General features: G+C 69.2%; 20 protein-coding genes. 9 read left to right on the forward strand and 11 right to left on the reverse strand.

Features of this window, described 5'->3' with window-relative positions; all coding sequences use genetic code 11:
• From ABZX92_RS31100 to ABZX92_RS31110, 3 genes are all read right to left on the reverse strand, one after another.
• The coding region (locus tag ABZX92_RS31100; RefSeq protein ID WP_355567117.1) for an AAA family ATPase at positions 1-2,524 on the reverse strand (2,524 nt) is incomplete at its 3' end.
• Between the two features lie 74 nt (positions 2,525-2,598).
• Positions 2,599-2,802: a hypothetical protein gene (locus ABZX92_RS31105; RefSeq protein ID WP_355567120.1), complete on the reverse strand. Its 204-nt coding sequence runs from the start codon at positions 2,800-2,802 to the stop codon at positions 2,599-2,601.
• Positions 2,803-2,994: 192 nt separating this feature from the next.
• Positions 2,995-4,638, reverse strand: coding sequence for a discoidin domain-containing protein (locus ABZX92_RS31110; RefSeq protein WP_355567122.1), 1,644 nt, complete (start codon positions 4,636-4,638; stop codon positions 2,995-2,997).
• 210 nt (positions 4,639-4,848) lie between these two features.
• Between ABZX92_RS31110 and ABZX92_RS31115 the strand changes: the two genes are divergently transcribed.
• The 8 genes from ABZX92_RS31115 (at position 4,849) to ABZX92_RS31150 (ending at position 9,324) form a co-directional block, all read left to right on the forward strand.
• A complete protein-coding gene (locus ABZX92_RS31115; RefSeq protein WP_355567125.1) occupies positions 4,849-6,222 on the forward strand; it encodes a M14 family zinc carboxypeptidase in 1,374 nt (457 codons plus the stop codon).
• A 60-nt stretch (positions 6,223-6,282) separates the two neighbouring features.
• Entirely contained in the window at positions 6,283-6,660 is a 378-nt protein-coding gene (locus tag ABZX92_RS31120) for a hypothetical protein (RefSeq protein ID WP_355567128.1), read from the forward strand.
• Positions 6,661-6,700: 40 nt separating this feature from the next.
• Positions 6,701-7,114 (forward strand): DUF6292 family protein, encoded by a 414-nt coding sequence (locus ABZX92_RS31125; RefSeq protein WP_355567130.1) that lies wholly within the window; start codon positions 6,701-6,703, stop codon positions 7,112-7,114.
• 116 nt (positions 7,115-7,230) lie between these two features.
• Positions 7,231-7,797 carry a hypothetical protein gene (locus ABZX92_RS31130; RefSeq protein WP_355567132.1) on the forward strand — a complete coding sequence of 189 codons (567 nt, stop codon included), beginning with the start codon at positions 7,231-7,233 and terminating at the stop codon, positions 7,795-7,797.
• Positions 7,784-8,200 (forward strand): phage holin family protein, encoded by a 417-nt coding sequence (locus ABZX92_RS31135; RefSeq protein WP_355567135.1) that lies wholly within the window; start codon positions 7,784-7,786, stop codon positions 8,198-8,200. Before ABZX92_RS31130 ends, ABZX92_RS31135 begins: the two co-directional genes overlap by 14 nt.
• Positions 8,176-8,796, forward strand: a complete 621-nt coding sequence (locus ABZX92_RS31140) for a DUF3618 domain-containing protein (RefSeq protein WP_355567138.1) — start codon at positions 8,176-8,178, stop codon at positions 8,794-8,796. The genes ABZX92_RS31135 and ABZX92_RS31140 overlap by 25 nt, the downstream gene beginning before the upstream one ends.
• Complete coding sequence (locus tag ABZX92_RS31145) at positions 8,793-8,945, forward strand: hypothetical protein (protein WP_355567141.1); 153 nt, start codon at positions 8,793-8,795, stop codon at positions 8,943-8,945. Before ABZX92_RS31140 ends, ABZX92_RS31145 begins: the two co-directional genes overlap by 4 nt.
• 13 nt (positions 8,946-8,958) lie before the next feature.
• Entirely contained in the window at positions 8,959-9,324 is a 366-nt protein-coding gene (locus tag ABZX92_RS31150; protein WP_355567143.1) for a hypothetical protein, read from the forward strand.
• A 26-nt stretch (positions 9,325-9,350) separates the two neighbouring features.
• Here ABZX92_RS31150 and ABZX92_RS31155 read toward each other — a convergent pair whose 3' ends face one another.
• From ABZX92_RS31155 to ABZX92_RS31165, 3 genes are all read right to left on the reverse strand, one after another.
• Entirely contained in the window at positions 9,351-9,479 is a 129-nt protein-coding gene (locus ABZX92_RS31155) for a hypothetical protein (protein WP_355567145.1), read from the reverse strand.
• A 76-nt stretch (positions 9,480-9,555) separates the two neighbouring features.
• Positions 9,556-11,361, reverse strand: a complete 1,806-nt coding sequence (locus ABZX92_RS31160) for a ricin-type beta-trefoil lectin domain protein (RefSeq protein WP_355567146.1) — start codon at positions 11,359-11,361, stop codon at positions 9,556-9,558.
• Positions 11,362-11,393: 32 nt separating this feature from the next.
• On the reverse strand, positions 11,394-13,223 hold the full coding sequence (locus ABZX92_RS31165) for a discoidin domain-containing protein (protein ID WP_355567149.1): 1,830 nt from the start codon (positions 13,221-13,223) through the stop codon (positions 11,394-11,396).
• Positions 13,224-13,322: 99 nt separating this feature from the next.
• Here ABZX92_RS31165 and ABZX92_RS31170 point away from each other — a divergent pair, with 99 nt between their 5' ends.
• On the forward strand, positions 13,323-14,318 hold the full coding sequence (locus ABZX92_RS31170; protein WP_355567151.1) for a substrate-binding domain-containing protein: 996 nt from the start codon (positions 13,323-13,325) through the stop codon (positions 14,316-14,318).
• Here the strand turns inward: ABZX92_RS31170 and ABZX92_RS31175 are convergent.
• From ABZX92_RS31175 to ABZX92_RS31195, 5 genes are all read right to left on the reverse strand, one after another.
• Positions 14,315-14,749 (reverse strand): hypothetical protein, encoded by a 435-nt coding sequence (locus ABZX92_RS31175; protein WP_355567154.1) that lies wholly within the window; start codon positions 14,747-14,749, stop codon positions 14,315-14,317. The genes ABZX92_RS31170 and ABZX92_RS31175 overlap by 4 nt on opposite strands.
• Before the next feature lie 39 nt (positions 14,750-14,788).
• Positions 14,789-17,092, reverse strand: a complete 2,304-nt coding sequence (locus tag ABZX92_RS31180) for a glycoside hydrolase N-terminal domain-containing protein (protein ID WP_355567156.1) — start codon at positions 17,090-17,092, stop codon at positions 14,789-14,791.
• Positions 17,093-17,112: 20 nt separating this feature from the next.
• Positions 17,113-19,230, reverse strand: coding sequence for a hypothetical protein (locus ABZX92_RS31185; protein ID WP_355567158.1), 2,118 nt, complete (start codon positions 19,228-19,230; stop codon positions 17,113-17,115).
• A gap of 175 nt (positions 19,231-19,405) precedes the next feature.
• A complete protein-coding gene (locus ABZX92_RS31190; RefSeq protein WP_355567161.1) occupies positions 19,406-20,257 on the reverse strand; it encodes a hypothetical protein in 852 nt (283 codons plus the stop codon).
• A 30-nt stretch (positions 20,258-20,287) separates the two neighbouring features.
• Positions 20,288-20,770 carry a universal stress protein gene (locus ABZX92_RS31195; RefSeq protein ID WP_355567164.1) on the reverse strand — a complete coding sequence of 161 codons (483 nt, stop codon included), beginning with the start codon at positions 20,768-20,770 and terminating at the stop codon, positions 20,288-20,290.
• Between the last annotated feature and the right edge of the window lie 7 nt (positions 20,771-20,777).

Here is a 20,777-nt window from a genome sequence, read left to right on the forward strand (position 1 = left end):
GAGCGTCGGCGTTCTTGTCCGCGAGCGGTGGCTGGTCCCAGGTCTGCGGGGGTCGCCAGAAACCTCTCGCCGTGCGCCACTTGTGCAGTTGGGGCTGTGCGGACCGGCTGCGGGCGACCTCACCCGTTGCCTGCAGCTCCTGGGCCGCCCGCGCCGCGAAAGCCTGCATTCCCATGGACGACAACAGATCGTGCGCTGTCCGCAGCTGCTCGCGGGCATCGACGCGCCGACCGGCCCGCCGCAGCCACTCGCCGTACAGCAGGTGAGCTCGCGCCAGATAGGGCCGAGCCGTGGTGATCTCCAAATGTGACAGGGCAGCGCGGTAGTCCTCTTCTTCTCCGGACACGACCGCTCGCGCCGAGGCCGCGACGCCGAGACCCCACTCGGTGCCCGCCGCCGAGGTCCGCTCGGTCAGATCCTCCAGCGCGGCCAGCGCTGACTTCTCCTCGCCACACCGAGTCGCCGCCTCGACCAGCTCAGACAACGAGATACCAGCCAGGTAGAGATCCCCAGGCTCGACGGCAAGGCGAGCAGCGGAAAGCGCTGTCGAGTAGTCGCCAAGAGCGTTGTGCAGCACCGCGGAAGCCCAATGTGCGTTCGCCACCAGCAGGCCGGCCACCCGAGAAGCCGCGTGCGTCGCGTGCTCGGTCTGCCGGAGCAGCTCCTCGCGAGATCCACGCATCGCGGCCAGGTGCAGGCGGGGATACGGCAGGGGAGTGACGCCGAGCGCGTCTGCCACGGCTTCTTCCTCGGCAATGGCCGACATGGCCGGCCCGAAGTCACCAGCGTGCACGGCCACCACGGCGGTCTGGGCAAGCCCGAGCCGCAGCACGAACGGCGATCCAGCTTCTCGCCCGGTCCGCATGAGCCAGGAGGTGACGCGGTGATGGACCTCGGTGTCCCACAGCTCGCCCGCCAGCATCGTGGCCAGCGCCGGATGCCGGGTCCACATCAGACTGTCGTCGGTGAACGCCCGCCGCAGCAACGGAACAGCCGCCCGATGGCCCTCTCCGGCCAGCACCACCAGGGCGTTCAACACGTCCGGTTCGGCACGCATCGATCGGGCCTCGCGCACGACGACGTCCAGGACACCGCTGGCCCGCCCGACCACCAGCCCCATCTCCAACGCGTCGAGCACGCACTCGCGCGACGGGACCCCACTCATCCGCCGTGCCGCGCTCAGCACGAACTCAGGCCCGTCGTTCACCGGATTGCGAACGAACGCCACCCGTCCGCGCAGAAGATCCACCTGCGCGAGCTCCGCCGGTCCCAGCAAGCCGGTGTCGACCGTGCTCAGCAGCTCGGCGGCGTCGTCCACGGCTCCGGCGTCGAACTTCGCCTGCCCGGCGGCGAGCGTCCGCTCCGCCCGCAGCCGAGGATTCAGCGACAACGCCGCTGCCCGCTCCAGAAACGCCGCGGCCGCCGCCACACCACCGCGAGCACGCGCCCGAGAAGCCGATCTCTCCAGCTCAGCGGCCACTTCGTCGTCCGGGCCCGTCCCAGCCTGCGCGAGATGCCACACCCGCCGATCCGGATCCATCTGGGCGTCCGTCACCGCAGCGAGTGCGAGGTGGACGGCCCGCCGTTCGGCCGCGCCGGCAGCGAGATACACGGCCGACCTGGCCAGCGGATGACAGAAGCGAACCCGCGTCGACACGCTGACCAGGCCCGACGCCTCGGCCGCCGCTGCCGTCGTCAGGTCCAGTCCGAGCTGCTGCGCGGCCGCCCACAGCAGCCGCGGCTCACCGGTCGGATCCGCACTGGCGACCACCAGCAGCATCCGCGCTTCGTCCGGCAGGTCGGCGAACCTCGCCTGGAAGCTGGCCTCGATCGCGCTCGGCACCGACGAGACCTCCGGCAACGCGAACCCGCCCGCACGAGGCAGCTCCAGCAGCGCCAACGGGTTGCCGCGCGCCTCGGCGAGCAGCCGTTCGCGCACCTTGTCGTCCACCGACTCGGCCGCGAGCAACGCCCGTGCCTGCGCATCGGGCAAACCCTTCACCGCCAGTGCGGGCAGTTCGGTCAGCACCCCGGACTCCCGCGCGGCGAACACCAGCACGATCGGGTCCGCCGCCAGCCGCCGTCCGAGGAACGCGAACACCTTCGCCGACGCGTCGTCGAGCCAATGCGCGTCATCGATCAAACAGAGCACCGGGCTCGCCGCGGCGAGCAGGTCCAAAGCGGCCAGTCCGATCTGAAGAACGTCCGGCGTCGCACTGCTCAGCCCGAACGCGGCTTCCAGCGCGGCTCTCCTGCCAGGAGCCAGGTCGGCGAGCTGGCCGAGCAGCGGGACGCACAGCTGGTGCAGCGCGGCGTAAGGCAGTTCGGTCTCGAACTCCGACCCCGACGCATCCAGCACCCGGAAGCCCGTTGCCGTCTCGCGCACGTGCTCCAGCAGCGCGCTCTTGCCGATCCCGGCCTCGCCGCGCAGCACCAGCACTCCGCCACGACCTTCACGGGCCGCGCCGATCACCCCGTCCAGGCAACGGATCTCATCGTCACGACCGAGCAGGCGAGAGAGCATGGCCGCACATTAACCCGGACACAGGTGCAACGGGAGAACGCTCCCACCGGACGCTCCCACGTGGACACGGGAGATCACGAACCCGGCCCGGTCGAGAGCCGGAAGTCCGCGCCGGCGTTCTGCCTGCCGGAGAACCCGGCGTCGGGCAGCGTGAACGTCGCTGTCTGCCACGTGCCGGTACCGGTGTTGGTCCAGAAGGCGCCGCCCTGGTACGGCTGACCGGTCGAGTCGTATTGCACGTTCCACTGCCCGGTGCCCAGGTCCAGCTGCCAGGCCACGGCGCACGTCGACTACTTCGACAACGGCACCGGGAGCTGGAACATCCAGTACGACTTGTTCGGCGACGTGGGCAACAACGCCTACCGCGACTCGGCGTTCGTGCGGAACACGGGCACCGAGACGTGGAAGACCGCGGTGATTCGGCCGCGTCCGGTTCGTGGTGTCCGGGGACAACGTCGTGCCGATTCATCTCATGTGAACAGCTTGAGTCCGGACAGCTGGCCCGCCGGCCAGCCCGTGTTGCCGGTGAACACGAGTCTGACGTAACGGACTTCGTTGCCGGGCAACGACAGCGTGACGGTGTTGCCGGTGGCCGGGTCGAACTCGTACCCGGCGCCCGGCAACAGCGCGCTGAACGACTGGCCGGTGGAGCTGCCTTCCACGGCGATGACCTGGGTCCGCCGTCCCCAGGCCGGGTCGGGCGGGAGCGTCAGCACCGCCCGCCTCGGCGCCGCGGGAGAGCCGAGGTCGACCTGGACCCATTGCGGGAACGCGTTGTTGGCGCTCTCCCAGTACGAACGCGGGTCGTTGTCGACGACATAGCCGCTGCCGTAGTGCTGGGTCTGCGAACTCTGCTGCGTGGGCTTGCCCGCGGCCAGGTCGACGTCGGGCGCGGGCGGTCCGCCGAGCATCGGTTGCGTTGGACGGGTTGCGGTGAGCGGGATCTGGCCCTTGAGCATGCGGCCGCCGTCGCCCGTCAGCCTGAGGTAGTAGTCGGCCGAGCAGCGCGTGCCGTCCTCGTCGAGTGCGAGGTAACCGGAACCCGCGGGCACGTCGGCCTGCGTCTCGGCGGTCTTGCAGATCTGGTTGCCCTCGTTGAACTCGTCGAACATCGAGATGTAGATGCCCTGCGCGCCGAGGCGGACCATGTTGTAGAACTGCCGCCACATGAAGTCGCCGTGCAGCCGTTGCCGTTGTGCGACATCGCCAGGCAGGACGCACGGCTGGTAGTCGATGCCCAACGAGTTGCACTCGGCCTGGTCCGGGCCGTTGATGTTGGTGTGGAAGTGGTCCGACTCCGCGATGTTGTTGACCCGGCCGACCATCCACGGCGAGATCATGTCGAACGACCGGTAGACGCTCGCGAACCCCTTCCGGGAGTCCTCGCCTTCGAGTCGCCAGTGCGTCGGCACGCCACCCATCACGTAGCAACCCCGGGCTTTGAACCAGTTGATGACGTCCTGGCACGGTTCGGGGCCCCACGGCTTGTTGGCCTCGTTGAAACCGAAACCCCAGATGCCAACGACCGGTTTGCCGTTCTGGCGTGCGTAAGCGGATGACGATGTGTAGGCCGACATCTTGTTCTGCCAGTCGGCTTTGATCTCCGGCTGCATGTTCAGCCAGTCCGTGACGTCGTACATGATGTAGAACTTCCGCCCGGTGGCCTCCGCGGCGGAGCGGACGTGCGCGGTGACGGCGTCGCGGATCGGGCCCTCGCCGCCGGTCGGGTTGAAGCGTTGCAGGGCCGCGGTGTCGCAGCCGTGGTCGCGCATCCAGGCGAAGTGGACGTCGACGGTCTGCCTGTCGTAGTTGGAGAACAGGGTGGCCGGGCGGCCGTCGCCGAGGCTGGCGAACGCGGTCTGGTAGGTGCGGGCGTACTCGCGCACGTCCGGCCACACGCGGACCGAGCTGGTCGGGGGAGCGGGCGGCTGGCTCCAGTTGTTGTTCCAGTGCCACCAGCCGTTTACGGGCGAGCTGTCACCGCGGCAGGCGAACCAGCCCTGGTAGCCGACGGTGATCTTGCCGACCACGTCGCCTGGCGGGCTTGCGGGCAGGAACCTGAAGGCAGGGGCTGCTAGTGCGGTGCTGAGGAGTGTTCGTCGGGACAGGGACATCGCGAACTCCTTTGTCGGCGATCCGACTCCAGAGTGCAAGAAGTGAGCAGAATCATGCAAGATGTAGACGAACCGGTATTGCGCGTGGTGTCCTGGATCAGGTGGGCCGCGGCCATGAGTTCCGGTCGTCTCATATCGGCTTCTTCATGATCGTTCTCGCTACGGTGGTGTGAGAGAGCGTTTTCGCGACCTCACAGGGGGTTCTCGACCATGAAGCAACGACGGCTGAGCCTCGTCCTGGCGGGTGCCGCCAGCGCGGCGTTGCTCGTCGGCACGTCGGTGGCCGCACCGCAGGCCCCGGCGCCGCGGCAGGAAGGGCCGACGTACGTCTACCGCGTCCCGGCCCCGCTCGGGCAGAAGGCGCAGGACCTGCTCGCGCGCGGGTTCGACGTGCTGGAGCAGCGGGACGGCGACGACCTGTTCGTGCTGGGTTCCAAGGACGTGCACACCAAGCTGGCTGCGTCGGGGTTCAGCGGCACCGTCGAGTCGGTGATGGCGCCGCCGTCCTCCGGCCTGAAGACCTCGGGTCACGGCGTCAACGAGACGTACTACGGCGGTTACCGCACGATCAAGGCCCACTACGCGCACCTGGACCAGGTGGCGTTCCGGTACGCCGGTCTGGCATCGGTGGTGGACTACGGCGACTCGTGGCGCAAGACCCAGGGCGCGGGCGGCTACGACCTGAAAGCCATCTGCATCACCAAGAGGACGTACGGCGACTGCAGGCTCGCGCCGAACTCGCGCAAGCCCCGGCTGTTCGTGTCGGCGCAGATCCACGCCCGCGAGATCACGACCGGTGACCTGGCGTGGCGCTGGATCGACCACCTCACCACCGGCTACGGCCACGACGCGTCCGTGACCTCGCTGCTCGACACCACCGAGGTCTGGGTCGTGCCGATCGCGAACCCGGACGGCGTGCAGATCGTCCAGTCCGGCGGGGACACGCCGAAGCTGCAGCGCAAGAACGCCAACCACACCAACGGTCCCGCCGTGTGCCCGACCTCGGAAGAGGACCCGTACGCGCAGATCGGCATCGACGTCAACCGCAACTTCGACGCGCAGTGGGGCGACAACGGCACGTCGTCGGACCCGTGCAGCCAGGTCTACCGCGGCCCGAAGGCCGACTCCGAGGTCGAGACCCGTGCGCTGGAGAAGCTGTTCCGGTCGCTGTACCCGGACAAGCGCGGGCCCGGTCTCACCGACCCGGCCGACGCCGACACGCGCGGCATGGTCATCACCATGCACTCGGCGTTGAACGTCGTGCTGCTGCCGTGGGGATTCACGACCACGCCGTCGCCGAACGACGGACCGCTGCGCTCGATGGCGGCCGAGATGGCACGGATCGCCGGACCCGGCTGGCAGTACGGGCAGCCCGGTGAGCTGCTGTACACGGCCGGTGGGTCGATCGACGACTGGGTGTACGGCGAGCTCGGGGTTCCGCACTACACCTGGGAGATCGGTGACTGGGAGGGCGACTGCGGCGGGTTCACGCCCGCGTACTCCTGCCAGGACGGGCACTGGGCGAAGGTCCTGCCGATGCTGACGTATGCGGCCCAGAAGGCCGCGAAGCCGTACCAGAGCTGACCGCACGACACCCGTGACCGCGGCGTTTCCGCGGCCGTGGTCACGGGGTACGTCGTCCGCATGGCTGACACTGCGAGCAGCGCCCAGGCCGAGGTGACGCTGCGATCCAAGACGATGGTGCTGGACTTCGAGGGCGAATGCGCGGTCGAGCGCGCGGGGGACTCCGTGCGGCTGAGCGGGTTGCGGCTGGTCGCGGAACTGCCCGACGCGGGCGGCCCGGAGGACGGTGGCACCGTGCTGCTGCGGCAGGACGGGGACGCGCTGGCGGCGACCGTGGTGCAGCCGGGTGGTGAGGTCTCCCTGACGACGCGCCACGACGTGCGGTGGACCGAGTCCGGTCAGGGCTTCGAGCCGGTCGACGGTGAGATCGGGTTCGTGCTGCCGGAGTCCCCGGAGGCGACCGTGCTCTCCGTGCGAGGCCTGCGTCTGACGCCCTGACCTGGGATTGATCTACACCCCGCGGGGGTATTCCTGGCGCATGGACCGGGACGTGATCATCGGCTTCGATCTCGACTTCGACGATTCGGCGGCGCGCCGGGTGCGGCGCTACGTGCGCGAGGTCGTGACGGAGCTCGGGCTGCGTGGTGACAGCTCGTTCGTGGAGACGGAACCGCGCGCGGGAGCGTACGTGGCGCTGGACGGGCGGCTGCCCGACTTCCCCGACCACGACGTGGCGTTGCTGTGGAACGAGCGGAGCGGATGGTCGGCCGCCGTCGAGGACCGCATCGGTGAGCTCGTGGAGATCGCGCGGCTGGGTGGTGACCCGTCGCCCGCCGCCGCCGCGGTGGTGACGTGGGTGCGCGGCCTGTTCCACCGCGAGCGGGTGGACGACCGGTCGAACCGCGACTTCGCCGCGTTCGTGCCGGCGCCGCGGGACCACGACTTCTCGTAGCTCCCAGGCACGCTTTTCGACGAACCTGTTGCGGTAGCGGCGAAATGGCCCCGTTTGCGGCCCCGCCCCTCGGGTAGCTCGTAGCCAGGACACGACTACGAGCTGAGGAGTGAGCCGTGACCGAAAACCAGATGGATGCCAGGGACGCGGCCGGGCAGGTGGGGAACACCATCGCCGACCAGGCCGCGCACGTGACGCGGGAGACCGCGGACCAGGCCCGCCACGTGGTGCAGGACGTGCGGGAACGTGTTGTGGCAGAAGCGGAAGATCAGGCACTGCGGGTGTCGAAGCAACTCGGCCGGCTCGCCGACGAACTGGGCGAGATGGCCGGGACCGCACCGTCGAGCTCGATGTCGGCGGGAGCGATCCGCAGCGTCGCCGACACGAGCAGGCAGGCCGCCAGGTTCCTCGACGAACGGGGTGCGCAGGGCCTGCTCGACTCGGCCCGCGACTACGCGCGGCGCAAGCCGGGCACGTTCCTGCTGGGTGCCGCCGTGGCCGGGTTCCTGGTCGGCCGCGTCGCGAAGAGCGCGACCGGTGGCAGCCAGCAGCAAAGGCCGCGGAGCGGAGCGGTGCCCGTGGCGGCCGAACGCGCCGGCGTGACACCGGAGTACGGCGCGCCGCTGACGCCGAGCGCCGCGCCCGCGACCCCCGCGGCGGGGGTGCCGCATGTCGAGCCCTGAGGTGCCACCGTCCCGAGTGGACAGTTCGGGGGAGTCGCTGGGAGATCTCGTCAGCGAGCTGACCGGTGACCTCTCCAAGCTGATGCGGCAGGAGCTGGAGCTCGCCAAGGCGGAGATCCGGCAGGAGGCCGTCAAGGCGGGCAAGGCGACGGGGATGCTCGCCGCCGCGGGTTTCGCCGGCTACCTGACCACCGTGCTGCTCAGCCTCGCGCTGGTGTTCGCGCTCGGTGCGGTCCTGCCGCTGGGCTGGGCCGCGTTGATCGTGGCCGCCCTGTGGGGCATCGCGGGCGCCGTGCTCTACACCTCGGGACGTGCGCGGCTGCGCACCGTCAACCCGAAACCCGAACGCACCGTCGAAACCCTGAAGGAGGACGCGGAATGGGCGAAACACCCGACCAGATAAGGCGCGACATCGAAGTGACCCGCGCCGAACTGCGAGCCGACGCCAACAGGCTCGCCGACCACGCGAGCCCGCGGAGCATCGCCCAGCGACGCGTGCGCGGTGCGCGCAGGGGACTGACCGCGATGAAGGAGCGAGTGATGGGCACCGCCACGCAGGCCGCTTCGACCGTGCGGGACCAGGGCCACGACACCGGGCACGCCGTCGCCGAACGGGCCGGGCAGGCTGTGCAGACAGTGCAGGACGTACCGCAACGCGTCGCCCAGCAGACGCAGGGCAGCCCGCTCGCGGCCGGCCTGATCGCCTTCGGCAGCGGGCTGCTGCTGGCGGCGGTGCTGCCCCGCACCGACGCCGAGCAACAGGCCGTGCAGCAGTTGTCGGACACGTTCAGCGACGTCGTGGAACCGGCGGGGGATGCGCTGGCAGAGTCGGCGCAGCACCTCAGGGAAGAGGTGAGGTCCTCGGTCGGCGACGCCGCCGGTGAGGTCAGGCAGGTCGCCTCGGACGCCGCGCAGACCACGGCCGAGCAGGCGAAGGAAGCCGTGCAGGACGTCGGTGGTCACGATCAGAGGCCCTCTGGCGAGACGAGGTCGTGGTGACGGAACCGGAGCACGACGACGTGGCCGGCGGTGCGGCCGAGCAGGAGAGCGACGCCCCGCTGACACCGGCTGAGGAACAGTCGTCCCAGACCGACTCGGACCTGGGTGCGGGCTTGGACGGCGGCGGTCGTTACGGCGACGACGGCTGATCGGGATTTCCTTTTGTTTGAGGCTCTCCGCACATGGGTAGCCGGGACCGGCGTCAAGCAGTCGGCGCTCGTCCTCCCGACTGTCCTCAAGGCGGCGATCATGGTGCAGCACAGTTCACTCGACCAGGCGATCTGCGACGCTCTCGTCCTCATCCGCGCCACGGCAGGAGGCGACCTCGCCCTGCAGGCGGAGCAGGCGCGCAAGTGCCTGACCAAGGCGATGATGGACGCCCCGGACGCGCCGCAGCAGGCGTTGGCCCACATCGCGGCGGCCGACGAGCACCTCGAGTACGGCGAGCTCATGGAAGCGCGCACGCTGTTGACGGCGGCGCGCGGATTCCTGCCAGGCCGCCGAGCCGCGGTGGCGGCGCGCGCGTGACTCACCCGCCGCACTCGTCCTGAGGCTCAGTCCGGCGGTTCGCTCGGCTCCTCCTCGGCTTCCTCCTGCGGCACCTGAGGTTCCTCGGTGTCGAGATCGTCCAGGCTGGGCGTGCCGGGAGAGTGCGGCGCTTCGGGATTGACGGGATCAGTCATACCGTGCGGTTACCCGAGCGGTGTCACCTCAAGCAGGGCCGGTGCCCGCCGTCTTCGGACACCGGCCTGCCGCCCACTACGCGGGCACGGTCCACCGCTGGTTGGCCCCGCCCGTGCACGTCCAGATCTGCAGCAGCGCGCCGTCGGCGGTGTTGTTACCGGTCACGTCCAGGCACTTGCTGCTGCCGACGCTGACCAATGTGCCGTTCGTGGCGGTCCACCGCTGGTTGCCACCGCCGAAGCAGTCCCAGAGCTGAACCGCTGTCCCGTCGGCCGTTCCGTTGCCGGTGACGTCGAGGCACTTGCCGAGCCCGCGCACCGTGCCGTCCGCGGCCAGGGTCCACTGCTGGTTCGGGCCGGCGCTGCAGGTCCACATCTGCGGCCGGTTGCCGTTGGTGGTCGAGCCGTTCGTGACGTCGAGGCACTTGCCGCCCAGGCCGGTGATGGCACCGGTGCGGCCCGGCTGGCCGGGGTCGAGCGTGCCGGGCCAGGTGAAGGTGGCCATGGCGCCCGCCGGGAGGTTGTAGCCGAAGGTCTGGCCGCCGTAGGAGACGCGGAAGTTCTGTGCGCCGCCGGAGTTCAGCGCGACGAGCACGACGCGGCCGTCCGGGTTGCGGAAGGCGACGTTCTGGATGCCGCCCTCGCCGTAGCCGGTCGAGTCGATGCGGACGGCGCCCGGTTGCACGAACTTCGAGAGGTGGCCCAGCACGTAGTACTCGGCGTTGTAGGTGACGTCGTTGCCGTTGGTGCGCAGGACGCCCGTGCAGTTCGTGCAGCTGCCGATGACCGGACCGTTGTTGTTGTCCAGCGCCATGTTCCAGATCGCGACGCTGCGCGCGTGGTTGCGGGTGGCGCCGATCGCGAGGTTGATGCCCTGCCAGCGCAACGTGTCGCGGAACGTCGACGCGTCGTCAGCGGACCTCGTGCCGGAGCACTCGGTGAAGAAGATGTCCTTGCCGGGCTGGTTGTTCTTCACGACGGACTGTCCACTCGGGTTGCCGCCGTAGCAGTGCCACGCCGAGCCGATCACGTTGTTGCCCGCGCCGTTGTTCACGGTCTGCGGGTAGTTCGTGTCGTCCCAGTTGTGGTCGTAGCCGAGAATGCGGGCCTGCTGGCCGGCCGCGCGGAGCTTCGGCGCGAGGTTGTTGATGACGTTGACCTGTTGCTGCGCGGACATCCGCATGCCGGGGTAGCCGGGCGGCTCGAAGTTCGGCTCGTTCTGCACGCTCAGGTAGTCGATCGGCGCGCCCGCCGCCTGGTAGGCCTGGGTGAACTTGACCAGGTAGTCCGAGTAGACGCCGATGCTGCTGTCGTTGAGCGAACCGCGGATGAGGTTGTTGTTGTTCTTCATCCACGCCGGGGCGCTCCACGGCGTGCCCATGATGGACAGCTGCGGGTTCAACGACTTCGCCTGGCGGATCAGCGGCAGGATGTAGGCGTTGTCGTGCGCGGTGGAGAACCGGGAGAGCGCGGGGTCCGCCGCGCCGTCGTCGTAGGTGTAGAAGCTGCGGGAGAAGTCGGTCGAGCCGATCGGCTGGCGGAGGAAGCTCATGCCGATGCCGCTGCTGCGGTTGAACAGCTGGTTCATGATCTCGTCACGGCGGGGTGAGTTGAAGATGTTCCACGCTGCCGCGTCGGTGAACGACGCGCCGAAGCCGACCATGGACTGGTAGGTGGAGTTCGGGTTGACCGTGATCGTCGGGCCGCTGCCACCGGAGCCGAACGTCACGTCTCCCTGTTGCCGCAACAGGTTCGAACGGTCGGCGGTGGTCAGCCACACGCTGGCGCTGGTCGCGGCCGTGGCGGACGGGGCGGCGATCCCCGCCATCACGACGGCGGCGACCATGGCCGTGCTACGCAGGCGTTTTGTCGTCTTTGACATAGCGCTCCTTGCAGGGTTCGGGCGCCCGTTTCTTAGTTGTAGAGCCGAAAATCTGCGATGCTCCACCAGTTGCTCGCGGTGCCGGTGGAGGTGATGCGGAGGTAGCGCGCGCTGGTCCTCCGCACGTCGATGGTGGTGAGCTGGCCGGTGCCCGAGCCGGCGGTGAGCGTGCGCCACTTCGTGCCGTCGTCGCTCGCGGACAGCTCCCAGGTGCGGACGTAGTCGCCCAGGTTGCCGCCGCTGTCGACCGCGACCCGGCGGAACTCCCTGCGGCGCCCGAGATCCACCTGCACGAACTGGCCGGGAGCCTGGGCCGCGCCGCTCGACCAGCGGGTGGACGCGTCGTCGTCGATGAGCGCGGGATCCGTGGCACCGGTCAGCGGGATCGCATGGAACTTGCTGCGCAGGTTCGTGGTCCAGGTGAACGTGGCGAGGGCACCGCCGGGCAGGGTGTACTCGAACGTGCGGTCGCCGGCGTTCACCGCGAACGTGCGCGGCTCGTCGTTCTCGTTGTGCACCACCAGAGCCGTGGAACCGTCCGGGTTGCGGAACGCGGCGTCCATGATCTGGCCGTTCCAGCCGGTGGTGCCGAACGACGTGCTGGCGATGCGGCGGGCGCCCGGCCGGACGAACTTCGACAGGTGGCCGATCGTGTAGTACTCGGCGTCGGTGGTGACGTCACCGTTGGGCTGCACAGTGACGAGGCCGGTGCAGGTGCCGCAGCCGCCGTTGTGCGGGCCGCCGGTGCTGTCCAGGGCGATGTTCCAGTTCACCGCGCTGCGCGCCCAGTTGCGGGTGGTGCCGAGGACGACGTTGCGGGCGTGCCAGCGGAGCGTGTCGCCGAAGACCTTGGCGGGCGGGTCGGTCGCGCCCTTCGAGCCGGAGCACTCGGTGAACCAGATTCCCTTGTCCGGGAAGGCGTTGTGCAGCGCGGTCTGAGCGGCCGGGTTGCCGTAGTAGCAGTGGTAGGCGGTGCCGGCGAGCCACTTGGCGGCCGGGGAGCGCAGGATCTGGTACGGGTAGTCGGCTTCCGCGGTGCCGTCGTTCGGATGGGTGGCCCAGTTGTGGTCGTAGCCCAGGATCTTGGTCCCGTGCAGTTTCGGTCCCAGTGCCTCGATCACCTTGATCTGTGCCGCTACCGGCATGTCCGTGCCGGGGTACGCGTCCGGCCTGCGGTTCTGCGGCTCGTTCTGCACGGACAGGAAGTCGATCGGCACACCTGCCGCTGTGTAGGCCTTGACGAACTTCACGAGGTAGCGCGCATACGCGTCGTAGATCTTCGGGTCGTCCTTGAGCTGACCGCCGACGAGCGAGTCGTTGGTCTTCATCCACGCCGGTGGGCTCCACGGCGTGGCCATCACCTTGAGCTTCGGGTTGAGCCGCTTCGCCTCGCGCAGCAACGGAAGGATCTTCGCCCGGTCGTGCTCGACGCTGAAGTGCCGGAGTGCGAAGTCGGTCTGCCCGGCCGGGACGTCGTCGTAGGTGTAGTGGCTCGCGGCCGCCGTGAAGTCGGACGACCCGACCGGCTGGCGCAGGAAGCTGACGCCGATGCCCTGCTTCGGGTCGAACAACTTGCGCATGGTGTCCGCGCGGACGGCAGGAGTGAGACCGGCGAGCACCTCGGCGGACGAGTCCGTGATGGAGGCGCCGAAGCCGTCGATCGTCTGGTAGCCCCGGTCGGGGTCGACCACGATCGTCGGATGCGTCGAGGCCGCGGTGCCGAACTGGACGCGCGGGCGTTCGTGCATCAGCTCCGCCCGGTCCGGCGTGGTCACCCAGACGCGGACTTCCGGCGCACTGGCAGCCTCGGCGGTCGGCGCGGTCAGTCCGAGCACCAGAGCCACGATCGCGGTTCGTCTCATGTAACACCCGTTCATCACTGTGAAACGTCAGATTCCAGGATGAAACACCCGGTGGTGTCGGCGGTCAATGGATTCGGTGAGTTCCGGTACATTGACCTGGTGGAACGTCAGATCGAGAACGTGAAACAACGCGCGAGTCTCCGTGACATCGCCGCGGAGACCGGCGTCTCGGTCGCGACCGTCTCCCGCGTGCTCAACGATCACGTGAACGTCGCTCCGCGCACCCGTGACCTGGTACTTCAGGCTCTGGAACGGCGTAAGGCGCCGGTGCGGGTGAGGACCGTCTACGTGCGCTGCCCGTACGTGCTCACCGACTACTTCGGCCTGATCGTCTCCTCGATCGCCGAGACGCTGAAGCTGCACGGCCTGCGGCTGCTGCTGGACGCGGGGGAGTCGGGCCAGCACACCGACGCTCTGCGCGGCCTGCCCGGTTCGGACGTCGACGCCGCGATCCTGATCCTGCCGCCGGAGGAAGGCGCCGAGCTGGTCGCGTTGTCGCAGGCCGGTTTCCCGTTCGTCGTAGTGGATCCGCGCACGCCGCCGCCACCGGACATCGCCGCCGTGTCGGCCGCGCACTCGTCAGGGGCACGCGCCGTCGCCGATCACCTGATCAGCCTCGGGCACCGCGACATCGGGGTGATCGCGGGCCCGGAGGAGTGGCTGGCGGGTGACGCGCGCCTGGCCGGACATCGCGCGGCGCTCGCTCAGGCCGGGGTGTTGCTGACTTCGGATCGCTTGCGGTACGTCGAACCCACGACCGCGCAGGGCAAGCAGGCCGCCGCGGACCTGCTGGACCTGTCGCCGCGCCCGACCGCGATCGTGTGCTTCAACGACAAGGTGGCGGTGGGCACGTTGCAGGCCGCGCGGGAACGCGGGCTGCGGGTGCCGGCCGACCTGTCCGTGACGGGGTTCGACGACATCGACCTCGCCGAGGCGACCGATCCGCGGCTGACCACGGTGCGGCAACCGTTGCAGGAGATGGGCCGCATCGCCGTCACGCAGCTGATGCGGGTGCTGGACGGGCATCGGCCCGAGGCGTTGCACATCGAGCTGGCCACCACGCTCGTGGTCCGGGACTCGACCGCCGCGCTTTAGTGGAGAGCGCCCCAGGTGCGAGTGGCCGGGTCGACGAGGACTCTCACCTGCTGCTCGTCGCTGTAGTGGTGGCAACGGTGGTGCACCTCGAAACCGTCACCCGACACCGGAATCCACAGCTTCAGCAGGTGTGAGTAGGAGTCGCCGTCGTCCTCACGGGTGCTCTCGAGCACCTCAGCGACCGCAACGGTTCCGGTGGCACGCAACGCGACGGTGTCCTTCGCGTCGCTGCCCGCCGAGGACCAGATCGCCACGCAGACGAGCGCGCCCACCAGCAGGCCCAGCTCCCACAGCACGATCGCCCACCACGGCTCGTCGGAGAAGGCGAGCACGACCATGCCCACGAGCGTTCCGGCGAGCGAGACCCCGGAGATGATGCGCTGAACCAGGGCGGACCCTCGGCTCGTCAGAACGACTTCGGTCGTGGTCACCGGCCGATCTTAGAACGCGGTGACCACGACCTGGCCGGATTACGGGCGAAGCGTGACCGACTGACCCTTCCGCAGTGTGATCCGCTTCTGCCAATGCCCGAACCGCACCTCGGTCTCCGTGCCACCAACGCTGTGCACGACCGCGCTGATCACCTTGCCGTCGCGCCACGTCAGGTCGACCGTGAACCCACCGCGCGCACCGATTCCCGTGACAGAGCCGGTCTTCCACGCCGACGGCAGCGCGGGCAGCAGCTCGATCACGCCCGGCCGCGCGTACAGCAGCATCTCCAGCATCGCCGCCGGAGCGCCGAGGTTCGCGTCGATCTGGAAGATGGACCTGTCGCCGAAGCTGTACATGTCGAAGAAGTTCGCCGCCGAGCCGTTGGCGAAGTTCAGCGACGGCCGCAGCACGTTCTGGATCAGCTGGTAGGCGCGGTCCGCGTCCTTCAGCCGCGCCCAGCACGCCGCTCGCCACGCGAGGCCCCAGCCGAAGCTCTCCATGCCGCGCGTGGTCAGGAGCTTCCGGACGCCGTCGACCAGCGCCGCGGGGGAGTCGTCGTGGTTGATGCGGTCGCCGGGGAAGAAGCCGACCAGCGGCGAGAGGTGCCGGTGCGTGGTCTCGCCGAGGTCGTCCGGCGACATCCACTCCTGCAGCTCACCGGTCTTCGGGCTGACCTCCGGCAGGTACAAACGATCACGCAACGCCGACATCCTGCGGCCGTAGGACCGGTCGCGCCGCAGCACGTCCGTCGCGATCCGGTACTTGCCGAAAAGGTTGTGCACCAGTTCCTGCGCGTAGGTCAGACCGCGCGCGTCCTGCGGGCCGTGCTCCGGCGACCAGTCGTAGTCGTCGACCAGGCCCTGAGGTGTCTCGACCAGACGTGCTTCCCAGAACTCGCAGGCACCCTTGAGCAACGGGTAGATCTTGGCCAGGTAGTCGCGGTCGAGCGTGTACTCGTAGTGCTCGAACAGCGACATGCACAGCCAGGCGTTGCCGCCGGGGTGCCACCACCAGCCGCTGCCGCCGTAGATGTTGGTGGAGAAGGCGATCGCCCACCCGGCGACCCGGTTGTTGGTGTTGCGGAACCGGTTGCGCGAGTCCTGGAACAACGCCTGCGTGGAGTTCGTCCACGCCGGTAGCTGGGCGACGCAGTAGTCCGCGAGCGCGTCGAAGCTGTCCGACAGCGACGCCCGGTCGGCCAGCCAGTAGTTCATCTGGATGTTGATGTCGGTGTGGTAGTCGCTGTACCAGTCCGGGTTGTTGTTCGACAGCCACAGGCCCTGCAGGTTGACCGGCAGGTTGTCGCGCGACCCCGTGATGGTGAGGTAGCGGCCGAACTGCAGGTAGCTCGCCTCCAGCTCCGGGTCCGGTGTGCCGCTGGTCGCCCTGGTCTTGAGGCGGGTCCACGTGTCCAGCGCGCGCTGGGCGTCCGAAGACCTGCCGAGGTCGACCTTCTGGCGGTCGTAGCGCTTGCGGTAGTCGGCGACGTGGGTGCGCAGCAGGGCGTCGCCCTTCGCCCGCACGGCCGCCTTCTGGAGAGCGATCTGCGCCGGTTCCACGGCCGGGTTGAGGAAGCCGGTGGACGCGTCCGGGACGTAGTTCGTGCCACCGGAGAACACGATCACCAGGTCGGAGCAGCCGGTGAACGACAGCTCGGCGCCGTCCACCGCGACCGTCCCATCAGGACTGCAGGCCGTGACGACACCGCTGTACGCCAAGCGGTTCACGAACGAGCCGGTGAACAACGCGGCGGTGTGCGGGGCGTCGCCGACCGACGGTTCGCCGTGGGCGCCGGTGAGGTTGACGGTGCCGGTCTGGTTCGGGCCGACGAGCCGGACGATCACCACGTCGTCCGGGTGGCTCGCGTAGATCTCGCGGTGGTACTGCTTGCCGCCGAAGGTGTACGAAGTGGTGACGATGCCGTTGCTCAGGTCGAGCGCGCGGCGGTAGTTCGTGGCACCCGCATGGCCTGGTTGATCGATGTAGAGCCTGGCCAGCAACGAGAACGTGCCGAAGTGCGCCGGGTCGTACGGGAACTGGCCGTCGCCCTCCAGCGCGTCGTTGAGCTCGCCGGTCCACATGGTGACGTCGGTCAGGTACAGGAAGTCCCTCTCGACGCCACCGCCGACGAGCGCGCCGAGGCGGCCGTTGCCGATCGGCAGACCCTGCTCGATGATCTTCGCCTCGTCGGCGGGAGCGGGGTACCAGAGGGTCGTCGGGTTGGTGTTGAGCGGATTGCCGGTGGGGCGGGAGGGCTCGGCGTGCGCGGTGAACGCGGGCAGGACGAGTGCGCCGAGGCCTACAGCGCCAGAGGCTTTGAGAAAATCGCGACGGGTGGTCATCGGAGTGCTCCCGGGTGGGCTCAGTTGGCGGGCAGGTTGGCGACGTGCACGCCGTTGTCGGGACCACGCACGGCGACCCACGACGATCCGCCGGCGCCGGCCGCCGCACCGACCGCGCCGGTGAGGGCGTTGCTGACGTACTGGTCGCGCTTGAACCACCACGTGCCCGCGCCGTCGACGAGATCCTGTTGCCACAGCGTGTAGTCGCTGCCGCGGACGAAGACGTTGACCCGGTCACCGCTGGCCACCGCGGTCGGGCTGCCGTTGATCACGCCGCCGAGCGAGGTCCACGCGGACCAGCCGTTCGCGGTGCGCCTGCGGTACCAGGCGGAGTCGTCCGGCAGCCGGACCGTGACGAACGTGCCCGCGGACACCGTTGCGGCGGAAGGCCTGCCGTAGATCTGCTGGTTGCCTGGCGAACCGACCGAGGTCCAGCCGGAGTTCTGGTCGCGCGTCCACACACGACCGTCGGCGCCGCGGCCGAACAGGCTCCAGCTGTCCGGCCCGGTGAACGCCACCGACACCGAGTCGGTCAGCGCGCCACCGAGCGAGGTCCAGGCGCCCCAGCGGCCGCCGGTGTACGTCCGTTGGTAGGCAACGTTGTCGGTGCCGCGGACGAAGAGGTCGATCCGGCCGCCCGGGCTCGCGAACGCCGTCGGCTGGCCGAGGATCTGGCCGTTCTTCGGGCCGCCCAACGTGACCCAGCCGCGCCACTCGCCGCCGGCCATCGACCGCTGCTGCAGACGTCCTGCCTTGTCCCGCGCGAAAACCGCGAGGTTCTGGTCGTCCCAGCGAACCAGCGCCGGGCTCGCGGACGTGTCGCCGCCGAGGTCCGTGCCGGGCACCGCGGTCTCGCCGCGCAGCTTCAGCAACGCGGTGCCGTGCGCGGGAACCGTGACGGTGTACGAGCTGCCAGAACCCTTGTCAGCGCGCGCACGGAGGTCGCGGATCGACACGTCGCCCTTGAGGCCCGCGTCGGCGAAGCTGACCGTGTACGTGGCGGGCCGGTCGTTGCGGTTGAGCACCGCGACCGCACGCTCACCCTTGCCGGACAACACCTTGCTGTACACGTCGACGTTGTTCGAGCCCGCGACCCGCACACCCTGGATCGCCAGCGGGTCCTGGTCGACCGCGATGATCTCCGGGTTCTTCAGCGTCTCGATCATCGACGGCGGCAGCGTGCGCGGGTCCGATCCGATGATCAGCGGCGAGGCCATCACCGACCACATCACCAGCTGGGAGGTCGACTCCTCCTCGTTCAGCTCGTACGTGCCCTGCTCGGTCTTGCGCATCGGGATCAGGTAGTCGGGGTCGTTGTAGTGGCCGGGCCCCTGCGCGCCGGGCCGGTACAGGTTCCGGTCCATGTTCCGCAGCACGTCACGCCAGATGCCCTCGTACGGCGTGCCGAACGCGACGTCGGTCGACGTGCGCCACGAGTCGCCGACGCGCGGTCCGTACGTGTACGCCACATACGCCGTCTGCTCCCACCGGTGCGGCACACCCCACTCGTCCGTGACGGGGTTGCACAGGTTGAGGATCATCTTGCGGCCGGCCTTCTGCACCGCTGCGGAGAACTGCGTGAAGGCGACCGCAGGGTCCATGTTCTGCGCGATGCCGCACAGGAAGTCGATCTTGATGGCGTCGAACTTCCAGCCGGCGAACTGCCTCGCGTCCGCCTCGTAGTACCCGCCACCGCTGCCGGCCGCGCAGTTCTTGCCGTCCGACGCACCGGCGTCGGTGTAGATGCCGGCCCGGAGTCCCTTGCCGTGCAACGTGTCCACCAGCTTGGTGAACCCGGACGGGAACCGCGCGGGGTCGGGCAGCAGCGCGCCCTTGCCGTCGCGCGGCGGGCTCGCGTTCCACCCGCCGTCGATCCACACGATGTCGTAACCGGCCTGGGCGAGCCCGCTGCTCACCAGGTGGTCCGCGACGCCGAGCACCTTCTCCTCCGACGCCGCACCCACGGCGAAGTAGGAGTTCCACCCCATGTACGGAGTGCGCGCGATGCCGGAGTCGTAGTAGGTGGGCGCGCCCTGGTCGACGCCCGCGTGCTCCACGGGTGGCGCGGGCGCGGCGGCGGCGGTGGGTGCCAGCAGCGTTAACGCGATGGTGGCCACGGTCAGCAGGGTTCTCGGCATACCCGTACCTCTCGTCGTCGAGGGCCACAGCATGCGTGGGGCTCTCAACGGAGTCAAGAATAAATACTAAATTAAGTTTAGTAATCCCTGCGCCCGCGCATACCGTAACAGCGCTCCGACCTATGACGAGCCTGCGCCGCTTGTTCCGGTACAACTTGCCGAGAACAGGCTCAGGTCATCCGAGGTGTTGCTGTTCGCGACGCATGGCCCAGTAGGAAGGAGCGACGCTTTTCGGGCGTGTGGGTAACGGGTCGTCGGCGAAGTGCGGATGCCATCGTCCGCCGGTCGGAGGGATCACCGGCTGCTCGTGGTCGCGCACCAGCCAGGTCCACAGCTCGGCGGAGATCGGGACGAGGGTTCCGGCGGCCGGCCAGGGCTCGCCGGTCTGCGGATGGCGGGGCACCAGCGCGATGTCTGCCTCAACGGGCAGTCCAGGTCCGGCTGCCGCCAGCGATCTGGCGACTGGCCCCGGCATCAGCATCTCGTCGAGCCGGCGCTGGAACGTGTCCGCCACGGGCCCGTCCGCCGCGATGACGGGCATCCCGCCGGAAGCGGCCAGGATGCGCGCGAGCGCCACTCCCGCCGCGATCTCCACTCGGTCCTGCCACCACTCGTCCGCGACCGGCCGCGGCGTGCTCTCCCAGTCGAAAGCTTCCCAGTCCGCGACGGGTTCGGGTTCGCCAACGGGCCGCACGGCGTCTCGTTCGAACCACACCGCCTGCCACAGCGAGCAGTCGTCGACGCGGGCCGCCACCTGCTGTCCGCAGGCGCAGGCGAGGTTGGGGCCGTCACGACCGTCGAGTCCGCAGCAGTGGCCTCCGAGCCGGCCTGGGATCCAGGAAAGGCCGCGCACGTCACCGGGTGCGACCGCGATCCGCCCGTCTCCGGTGGCGTAGGTGCCGGGCGGAAGCAGGACGGGCAGTTCCATGAAGCCGTTGCCGACCGCGTGACCCGCGTGCTCGGGCAGGGCGATTCGGGTCAGTGCAACGGTGAGCGCGGCACCGCACGACGAGCACTCGAACACCACCAGGTCATGATCCGGGAGCTGTCCACCGACTTACGGCACCACGAGCACCGGCCAGTGCCCAGAACGGATCAGCTTCGTCGCCACCGATCCCGCGAACCGGTGCCCCGCCTGCTGTGACGCACCGACCACCACCATGTCCGCCTGGCAGCGGTCGGCCGCGTCCCGCAGTGTCGTGCAGGGATCTCCGAACGTCTTCACGAACGTCACCGGCACGTCGAGTTCCTCGGCCGCGTCCTGAATCTGCTTGCGCAGCTCCGCGTACAGCTTCGCCGTCGCCTCGTGCTCGAACACCGACGCCACGGCCGGGGTGAGCGCCGCCAGTGAGGAGTGGCACGCCACGAACGTGACGACCAGCCGTGCTCCCTGGCGACGCGCCGAGCCGAACGCGAAGGCCGCCGCGCGCATCGCCGTGTCAGAGCCGTCGACGCCGACGAGGATCGTGCGCGCGGACGGTTCGGGATGAGGGCCGAACGAGTCCATTGTGGATTCGAACGCGGTGACGCCGGTGTCCATGGTTCCC

Origin of the sequence: Lentzea sp. NPDC006480 (assembly GCF_040611995.1) — a bacterium.
In the GTDB taxonomy this organism is placed as follows: domain Bacteria; phylum Actinomycetota; class Actinomycetes; order Mycobacteriales; family Pseudonocardiaceae; genus Lentzea.